The sequence below is a fragment of the Streptomyces sp. NPDC004658 genome (assembly GCF_040609555.1).
In the GTDB taxonomy this organism is placed as follows: domain Bacteria; phylum Actinomycetota; class Actinomycetes; order Streptomycetales; family Streptomycetaceae; genus Streptomyces.
On sequence record NZ_JBEXKG010000237.1, the window covers coordinates 1 to 8,475 of the forward strand.

The following is an 8,475-nucleotide window of genomic DNA, read 5'->3' on the forward strand; positions in this document are numbered from 1 at the left end:
CGTACGGCGCCTCGCGCGAGGTCACGCGCGGGGAGATCGAGGAGGCGGCCCGGGCGGCCCACGCGGACCGCTTCATCCGCACCCTGCCCGACGGCGACGACCTGATGACGACGGGCGCCAGCCTCGCGGAGGCGGCGCGGGCCCTGCGGGAGGCGGCCGGGTCCCCTCGCGGGGGCAGGACGGCCGTGTATGCGGCCACAACTCGGGAAGGTAGGGAGGAACGACGGATCGGTGCGCTGTCCGGAAGAGGGGAGTCGGTGCATGGTGCACCGGAAAAAGCGGTGCCGAACGCCCTGCGGCGGGTCCTTCATGCCGCCGTGATCGCGGCTCCCCACGATTCTTTCGAAATGGACAGGAACTGATCGTCAACTTGCATCGTTCCAGCTAGTGACAGGGGTAATTCACCTGAATGGAGGTACGCCGCAGTAGAGGGTGACGCCGTCCGTCCGGGCGAGATATGTTCGGGTGAGAGGAAAGGCGCAGGCCACACCTCTCATATCCGAATGCCGTGCCGCGGGTTTTCAGCAATCACCCGCGCCGGTGGGGTGGAGATCTCGCCCATGGGGGAGGAGGAGGTGGAAGTCACCGAGTCCGAGGTCCGGTGATCACCGGACCTGGTGCGAAAGGGAGATGCTCCGCCGATGCTGCGGAGCGATCCGGGAACGGAGTTCTGCGTGGACATCGTCGTCAAGGGCCGCAAGACCGAGGTGCCCGAGCGGTTCCGCAAGCACGTGGCCGAGAAGCTGAAGCTGGAGAAGATCCAGAGGCTCGATGCCAAGGTGATCAGCCTCGACGTCGAGGTGTCCAAGGAGCCGAACCCCCGACAGGCCGACCGCTGCGACCGAGTGGAGATCACGCTCCGCTCCCGCGGTCCGGTGATCCGGGCGGAGGCAGCGGCCAGCGATCCGTACGCGGCGCTCGACCTGGCGGCGGAGAAGCTGGATGCCCGGCTGCGCAAGCAGCACGACAAGCGGTTCTCGCGCCGTGGCGCGCGCCGGATCTCGGCGGCAGAGGTCCCCGACCACGTCCCTGGCGCGGCCACCCTGAACGGCAGCGGCCTCCCCGTCCAGGAGGAGGAGACGGACGGAGTCCCGACCAAGAAGATCGGCTCGCTGGAGGTCAAGGGTGAAGGCCCCCTCGTCGTCCGCGAGAAGACCCACGTCGCCTCCCCGATGACGCTCGACCAGGCCCTGTACGAGATGGAACTGGTCGGCCATGACTTCTACTTGTTCGTCGACTCCGAGACGAAGGAACCCAGCGTCGTCTACCGGCGACACGCCTACGACTACGGCGTGATCCACCTCAGCACCGACCCGATGGTCGCCGAGGCGCAGGCGCAGCCCCCCGCGGCGGGTGGCACACTGGGCGGCTGATCCCCCCGGCTGAAGCTGTGCGGGTGCCCCTGGAGCGCATGTGCGCCCCCAGGGGCACCGGTGTGCGACCACTTCGCGCCCCGCACGTCACCCCGGTGCCGCCCGGGCATGAAATCATGGCCGCACCGGCCCAACCGGTGGGCCGCTGCCTTGGGTTGGCGATGGCACAGAACCACAGGCCACAGCCTTCAGGGGGAGGAACGATGGCGGACACCTTCGGACCGATGCGGGACGGGGACGCCGACGACGATGTCATCGGCAGGGACCCCGACGCGGGCTCGTCGCGCGACGAGCCGATCAGAGTCCTGGTCGTGGACGACCACGCACTCTTCCGGCGCGGCCTGGAGATCGTGCTCGCCGCCGAGGAGGACATCCAGGTCGTCGGCGAGGCGGGCGACGGGGCCGAGGCCGTCGACAAGGCCGCCGACCTGCTGCCCGACATCGTGCTGATGGACGTCCGCATGCCCAAGCGCGGCGGGATCGAGGCCTGCACCTCCATCAAGGAGGTGGCTCCCAGCGCGAAGATCATCATGCTGACGATCAGCGACGAGGAGGCCGACCTCTACGACGCGATCAAGGCGGGCGCGACCGGATACCTGCTCAAGGAGATCTCGACCGACGAGGTGGCCACCGCCATTCGCGCGGTGGCGGACGGACAGTCGCAGATCAGCCCGTCGATGGCGTCGAAACTCCTCACCGAGTTCAAGTCGATGATCCAGCGCACCGACGAACGCCGGCTGGTGCCCGCGCCCCGGCTGACCGACCGTGAGCTGGAGGTCCTCAAGCTCGTCGCCACGGGCATGAACAACCGGGACATCGCCAAGGAACTGTTCATCTCCGAGAACACCGTGAAGAACCACGTCCGCAACATCCTGGAGAAGCTGCAGCTGCATTCCCGGATGGAGGCCGTGGTCTACGCGATGCGGGAGAAGATCCTGGAGATCCGCTAGCGCCTATCCGAGCAGCCCGGCGAGTTCCCTGCCCAGGGCCTCGCGCAGCTCGGGTGCGTCCACCCGCTCCACGCGGACGTCGGTGCAGTTGACCCACCCCGCCGCCTCGACCAGGGCCTGGGCGACCGCCGGCACCGCCTTGGGACCGTCCAGGGTGACCTGCTTGGCCACCAGCGTGCGGCCCTCCCGGGCCGGGTCGACACGCCCGACCAGCCGGCCGCCGGCGAGCACCGGCATCGCGAAGTAGCCGTAGACCCGCTTGGGCCTCGGGACGTACGCCTCCAGCCGGTGGGTGAAGCCGAAGATCCGCTCCGTGCGCGCCCGCTCCCAGATCAGCGAGTCGAACGGCGACAGCAGGGTCGTGCGGTGCCGGCCGCGCGGCGGTGTCGCCAGGGCCGCCGGGTCCGCCCAGGCGGGCCTGCCCCAGCCCTCGACCTCGACCGGCACCAGACCGGAGTCGGCGATCACCGCGTCGACCTGCTCGCCCTTGAGGCGGTGGTAGTCCGCGATGTCCGCGCGCGTGCCGACCCCGAGCGACTCGCCCGCCAGCCGGACCAGACGGCGCAGGCACTCGGAGTCGTCCAGCTCGTCGTGGAGCAGCTCCGCCGGGACCGCGCGCTCGGCCAGGTCGTACACCCGCTTCCAGCCGCGCCGCTCCACGCACACCACCTCGCCGTACATCAGCGCGCGCTCCACGGCGACCTTCGTGCCCGACCAGTCCCACCAGTCGTTCGTCTTCTTCGCGCCGCCCAGTTCGGTGGCGGTCAGCGGGCCCTCCGCGCGGAGCTGCTTGATGACCTGGTCGTAGGCGCCGTCGGGGAGTTCGTGGTGCCAGTGCGGGCGGTTGCGGTAGGCACGGCGGCGGAAGGCGAAGTGCGGCCACTCCTCGATGGGGAGGATGCAGGCCGCGTGCGACCAGTACTCGAAGGCATGGGCGTCCGCCCAGTACGCGGCCTCCACGGCCTTGCGGCCGACCGCGCCCAGCCGGGCGTAGGGCACGAGTTCGTGGGAGCGGGCGAGCACGGAGATCGTGTCGAGCTGGACCGCGCCGAGGTGGCGCAGCAGCCCGCGGACGCCCGCGCGCCGGTCGGGCGCGCCGAGCAGGCCCTGGGCCCGCAGGGCGATCCGGCGGGCGTCGTCCGCGGTGAGAGTGGTCGTCGGGCGCGGAAGGGTCGTCATGCGTCGGACGATAGAGGGTGCCACTGACAGCACGCGATGGGCTGCGCGTTCCTCGGGGCCCGCGGCCAGGTCAGGACCGGGCGGGCAGGTACGGGGCCGTGGAGGGCAGGCCCAGGTCCGAGGGAAGCAGGGAGCCGACCCAGCAGTCGCGGCGCACGCCCTTGTTGTTGAGGGCGGAGCGCAGGGTGCCCTCGATGGTGAAGCCCGCGCGTTCGGCGACCGCGCGGGAGGCGTGGTTGCCGACCTCGGCCCGCCATTCGACGCGGTCGACGCCGACCTCGGTGAAGACCCACCGGCAGGCGGTGAGCGCGGCCTCCACGACGTACCCGTTGCCGCGGTGTTCCTTGGCGGCCCAGAAGCCGACCTCGGCCGTGCCCGGTGAGCGCATCGTCAGGGCGAGCATGGCGGCCAGTTCCCCGCCCGCGAGGAAGACGCCGAAGGTGAACATCGAGCCCTGCGCCCAGCCGTCCGGGACGGCCTGCTCCGTGAAGCCGATCGCGTGCTCCGGGAGATAGGGGGAGGGGATGACGGTCCAGCGCTGGATGTCGGGATCCTGCGCGGCCTCGTAGACCGCGTCGGTGTCGGCGGGGCCGACCGCGCGCAGCAGGAGGCGGTCCGTGGTGAGCGTGACGGGTTCCATCGCCCGATTCTGCTCGGACCGCCCCGGCCGGGCCACGGAATATCGCGACGCGTGAGCGTGCGATCACGTTTCGCGTAATTCCTGGCGCCGGTGCGGCACTATCCGGCGGCCCCGTCCGTTGTCCCGGGTGAAGCAGCCGTCGGGCCGCCAGGCCTCCCGGCGCGGCCGGGTCCTCGCATACGATGGCCGTTGCTCAGTACGTCAGAAGGAAAACCGACCGTCCCAGGCCCGACCGGCAAGGAGACCAGCCCCCGTGTCCGTCCTCTCGAAGATCATGCGTGCAGGCGAAGGCAAGATCCTGCGCAAGCTGCACCGCATCGCGGACCAGGTCAACTCCATCGAAGAGGACTTCGTCGACCTCTCCGACGCCGAGCTGCGGGCCCTCACCGACGAGTACCGGCAGCGCTACGCCGACGGTGAGAGCCTGGACGACCTGCTCCCCGAGGCGTTCGCCACGGTGCGCGAGGCCGCCAAGCGCGTGCTCGGCCAGCGGCACTACGACGTGCAGCTGATGGGCGGTGCCGCGCTCCACCTCGGCTACGTGGCCGAGATGAAGACCGGTGAGGGCAAGACCCTCGTCGGTACGCTGCCCGCGTACCTGAACGCCCTGTCCGGGGACGGCGTCCACCTCATCACGGTCAACGACTACCTGGCCGAGCGCGACTCCGAGATGATGGGCCGCGTCCACAAGTTCCTGGGCCTGAGCGTCGGCTGCATCCTCGCCAACATGACGCCGGCCCAGCGCCGCGAGCAGTACGCGTGCGACATCACCTACGGCACGAACAACGAGTTCGGCTTCGACTACCTGCGCGACAACATGGCGTGGTCGAAGGACGAGCTGGTGCAGCGCGGCCACAACTTCGCCATCGTCGACGAGGTCGACTCCATCCTCATCGACGAGGCCCGCACGCCGCTGATCATCTCCGGCCCGGCCGACCAGGCCACCAAGTGGTACGGCGACTTCGCCAAGCTGGTCACGCGCCTCAAGCGCGGCGAGGCGGGCAACCCGCTCAAGGGCATCGAGGAGACCGGCGACTACGACGTCGACGAGAAGAAGCGCACGGTCGCCATCCACGAGTCCGGTGTCAGCAAGGTCGAGGACTGGCTGGGCATCGACAACCTCTACGAGTCGGTGAACACCCCGCTCGTGGGTTACCTGAACAACGCCATCAAGGCCAAGGAACTCTTCAAGAAGGACAAGGACTACGTCGTCATCGACGGCGAAGTCATGATCGTCGACGAGCACACCGGCCGTATCCTCGCCGGCCGCCGCTACAACGAGGGCATGCACCAGGCGATCGAGGCGAAGGAAGGGGTGGACATCAAGGACGAGAACCAGACGCTCGCCACGATCACCCTCCAGAACTTCTTCCGCCTCTACAAGAAGCTCTCCGGCATGACCGGTACGGCGATGACCGAGGCCGCCGAGTTCCACCAGATCTACAAGCTCGGCGTGGTCCCGATCCCGACCAACAAGCCGATGATCCGCAAGGACCAGTCGGACCTGATCTACCGCACCGAGGTGGCCAAGTTCGAGGCGGTCGTGGACGACATCGCCGAGAAGCACGAGAAGGGCCAGCCGATCCTCGTCGGCACGACCTCCGTCGAGAAGTCGGAGTACCTCTCGCAGCAGCTCAGCAAGCGCGGCATCCAGCACGAGGTGCTGAACGCCAAGCACCACGAGCGCGAGGCGCAGATCGTCGCCCAGGCCGGCCGCAAGGGCGCCGTGACCGTGGCCACCAACATGGCCGGCCGTGGTACGGACATCAAGCTCGGCGGCAACCCCGAGGACCTCGCCGAGGCGGAGCTGCGCCAGCGCGGCCTCGACCCCGAGGAGCACATCGAGGAGTGGGCCGCTGCCCTGCCCGCCGCCCTGGAGAAGGCCGAACAGGCCGTCAAGGCGGAGAAGGAGGAGGTCGAGGCGCTGGGCGGCCTCTACGTCCTCGGTACCGAGCGGCACGAGTCGCGGCGGATCGACAACCAGCTGCGCGGCCGTTCCGGCCGTCAGGGCGACCCGGGCGAGTCCCGCTTCTACCTGTCGCTGGGCGACGACCTGATGCGCCTGTTCAAGGCCCAGATGGTCGAGCGCGTGATGTCGATGGCCAACGTGCCGGACGACGTGCCGATCGAGAACAAGATGGTCACGCGCGCGATCGCGTCCGCGCAGGCCCAGGTCGAGACGCAGAACTTCGAGACCCGCAAGAACGTCCTGAAGTACGACGAGGTCCTCAACCGGCAGCGCGAGGTCATCTACGGCGAGCGCCGGCGCGTCCTGGAGGGCGAGGACCTGCACGAGCAGATCCGGCACTTCATGGACGACACCATCGAGGCCTACGTCCGGGCCGAGACCTCCGAGGGCTTCCCGGAGGACTGGGACCTGGACCGGCTGTGGGGTGCCTTCCGGCAGCTGTACCCGGTGAAGGTCACCGTCGAGGAGCTGGAGGAGGCGGCCGGCGACCGGGCCGGTCTGACGGCCGAGTTCATCGAGGAGTCCATCAAGGAGGACATCCACGAGCAGTACGAGGCCCGCGAGGCGCAGCTCGGCTCCGAGATCATGCGTGAGCTGGAGCGCCGGGTCGTGCTGTCGGTCCTGGACCGCAAGTGGCGCGAGCACCTCTACGAGATGGACTACCTCCAGGAGGGCATCGGCCTGCGCGCGATGGCGCAGAAGGACCCGCTGGTGGAGTACCAGCGCGAGGGCTTCGACATGTTCACCGCGATGATGGACGGCATCAAGGAGGAGTCCGTCGGCTACCTGTTCAACCTGGAAGTCCAGGTCGAGCAGCAGGTCGAGGAGGTCCCGGTCGAGGAGGCCCAGCCGGTGGGCGAGGGCGTCCAGGACACGGTGCCCGCGCAGGCGGGCGCGCGTCCGGAGATCCGCGCGAAGGGGCTGGACGTCCCGCAGCGGCGGGACCTGCACTTCTCCGCGCCGACGGTGGACGGCGAGGGCGGCATCGTCGAGCGTGACCTGGAGGAGGACGAGCCGGTGCGCTCCGCGTCGGACGGCCTCACCCGGGCCGAGCGGCGCAGGCAGGCCAAGGGCGGGCGGCGCCGCAAGAAGTAGCGTCCGCCTGCGGCGCCCCAGCGGTTGAGAAGGGCCGGGTTCCCTCGGGGACCCGGCCCTTCCGCGTCCCCCGGTGTGCGGTGTCCCCCGGTGTGCGGTGCGGCACGGTGCGGGGCGTCGGCCACCGTGGCCCCAGGGCGCGGGGAGCCGCGCGACCGGCCACAGCGCCCCCACCCTGGCGGCGGCCCGGACTCCTACGGCCCGTTTCCACCGGAGCCTGACCCGGCCTCCTACGGCCCGGTTTCCACCGCCGTGCAGCGCCAGCGCAGGTCCTTGCCCAGTTCCAGGCGGAACGCCATCGCGCGTAGCCGGTCCCCGGCGGCGATGCGGGCGAAGACCTCCAGGGCGCCCTGGCTGGGGACGTAGTAGCCGATGTCCTGGACGACCGGGCGGGAGCCGAGGACGCGCAGGGGGCCGCGTTCGGCGAGGCGGGCGAGGTCGTCGTAGGCGCGGCCCGCGGTGTGCCGCAGCATCCAGTGGACGGGCCGCTGACCGCTCAGGACGGCCAGCAGCCGCTCGGCGAAGAGGTCGGTGGGCCGGGGCTGCCGTACGGCCGGTCCGGGCTGCGTACGGGCCGCCTCCGGCCGTGCCGCCGCCGGCCGCAGGGGCGTGCGGGGCGGGGCACCGCCGGGGCGGCGGGAGTCGCGGCGGGTCGGCGGGCGGTGCCGCGGTCGGGGCTGGGCGGTACGGCTCATGACCTTGTTCATGGGGTGTCCCCGTTCGGCGGGCCCGGGGGATACCGGGCGGTAACCAGATGGTGGGGATCTTGTACGGGGCGCCGGAGGGGGCCGCAAGGAGACGGCGGTGCCGGGGAGAGGGCCAGGGATGTTCACCTATCCGAGGGATCCAGGGGGTGCTGCGCCCCGTGGCCAAGCGGCCGGAGAGGGTGAATCGCGGGACTGGGGTGGACGCCTCCGCGGATGCGGGCAGGGGTCCGAAAGGGGACGGCCGCACGTATCCTGAAGGCCCTCCGGGAGCCGCGCCAGCCGCCCTCCCCGAGGTTCCAGCGGAGCCTTCGACCAGGAACAGGAAAGAGCGGCCAGCATGCGCGTCTACGTCCCCCTGACCCTCCCCGCCCTCGCCGAGGCGTACAAGACGGGTGAGCTGGGGACCGGCCCCTTCGTCGCGTACGCCGTCACGCCCGCGCTGCGCGAGTGGTACCTCTCCGAGGACATCGAGGAGCTGGAGTACGCCGCGCTCGGCCGGGCCGCGCTGGCCTCGCTGCGGCTGCTCGCGGCCGACCCGGGCGCGGTACGGCGCCGGGTCGTG

The 8,475-nt window shown here is 70.5% G+C and carries 6 protein-coding genes and 2 pseudogenes; 5 read left to right on the forward strand and 3 right to left on the reverse strand.

The window, feature by feature from the left end; translation table 11 throughout:
- From ABZV94_RS38310 to ABZV94_RS38320, 3 genes and pseudogenes are all read left to right on the forward strand, one after another.
- Positions 1–362: pseudogene (locus tag ABZV94_RS38310) on the forward strand (hypothetical protein); the annotation flags it as partial.
- A 279-nt stretch (positions 363–641) separates the two neighbouring features.
- The gene (raiA, locus tag ABZV94_RS38315) at positions 642–1,373 is read left to right on the forward strand and encodes a ribosome-associated translation inhibitor RaiA (protein WP_356349129.1); all 732 of its coding nucleotides are present in this window, start codon (positions 642–644) and stop codon (positions 1,371–1,373) included.
- 203 nt (positions 1,374–1,576) lie between these two features.
- The gene (locus ABZV94_RS38320) at positions 1,577–2,323 is read left to right on the forward strand and encodes a response regulator transcription factor (protein WP_356349131.1); all 747 of its coding nucleotides are present in this window, start codon (positions 1,577–1,579) and stop codon (positions 2,321–2,323) included.
- 3 nt (positions 2,324–2,326) lie between these two features.
- Here the strand turns inward: ABZV94_RS38320 and ABZV94_RS38325 are convergent, their stop codons facing one another.
- Positions 2,327–3,502 carry a crosslink repair DNA glycosylase YcaQ family protein gene (locus ABZV94_RS38325; protein WP_356349133.1) on the reverse strand — a complete coding sequence of 392 codons (1,176 nt, stop codon included), beginning with the start codon at positions 3,500–3,502 and terminating at the stop codon, positions 2,327–2,329.
- A 70-nt stretch (positions 3,503–3,572) separates the two neighbouring features.
- Positions 3,573–4,142, reverse strand: a complete 570-nt coding sequence (locus tag ABZV94_RS38330; protein ID WP_356349135.1) for a GNAT family N-acetyltransferase — start codon at positions 4,140–4,142, stop codon at positions 3,573–3,575.
- Between the two features lie 253 nt (positions 4,143–4,395).
- On the opposite strand from ABZV94_RS38330, the gene secA reads away from it, so the two are divergent.
- Positions 4,396–7,206 carry a preprotein translocase subunit SecA gene (secA, locus tag ABZV94_RS38335; RefSeq protein ID WP_356349137.1) on the forward strand — a complete coding sequence of 937 codons (2,811 nt, stop codon included), beginning with the start codon at positions 4,396–4,398 and terminating at the stop codon, positions 7,204–7,206.
- A gap of 230 nt (positions 7,207–7,436) precedes the next feature.
- Here the strand turns inward: secA and ABZV94_RS38340 are convergent, their stop codons facing one another.
- The gene (locus ABZV94_RS38340; RefSeq protein ID WP_356349139.1) at positions 7,437–7,913 is read right to left on the reverse strand and encodes an Rv3235 family protein; all 477 of its coding nucleotides are present in this window, start codon (positions 7,911–7,913) and stop codon (positions 7,437–7,439) included.
- 337 nt (positions 7,914–8,250) lie between these two features.
- Between ABZV94_RS38340 and ABZV94_RS38345 the strand changes: the two are divergent.
- Positions 8,251–8,475: pseudogene (locus ABZV94_RS38345) on the forward strand (hypothetical protein); the annotation flags it as partial.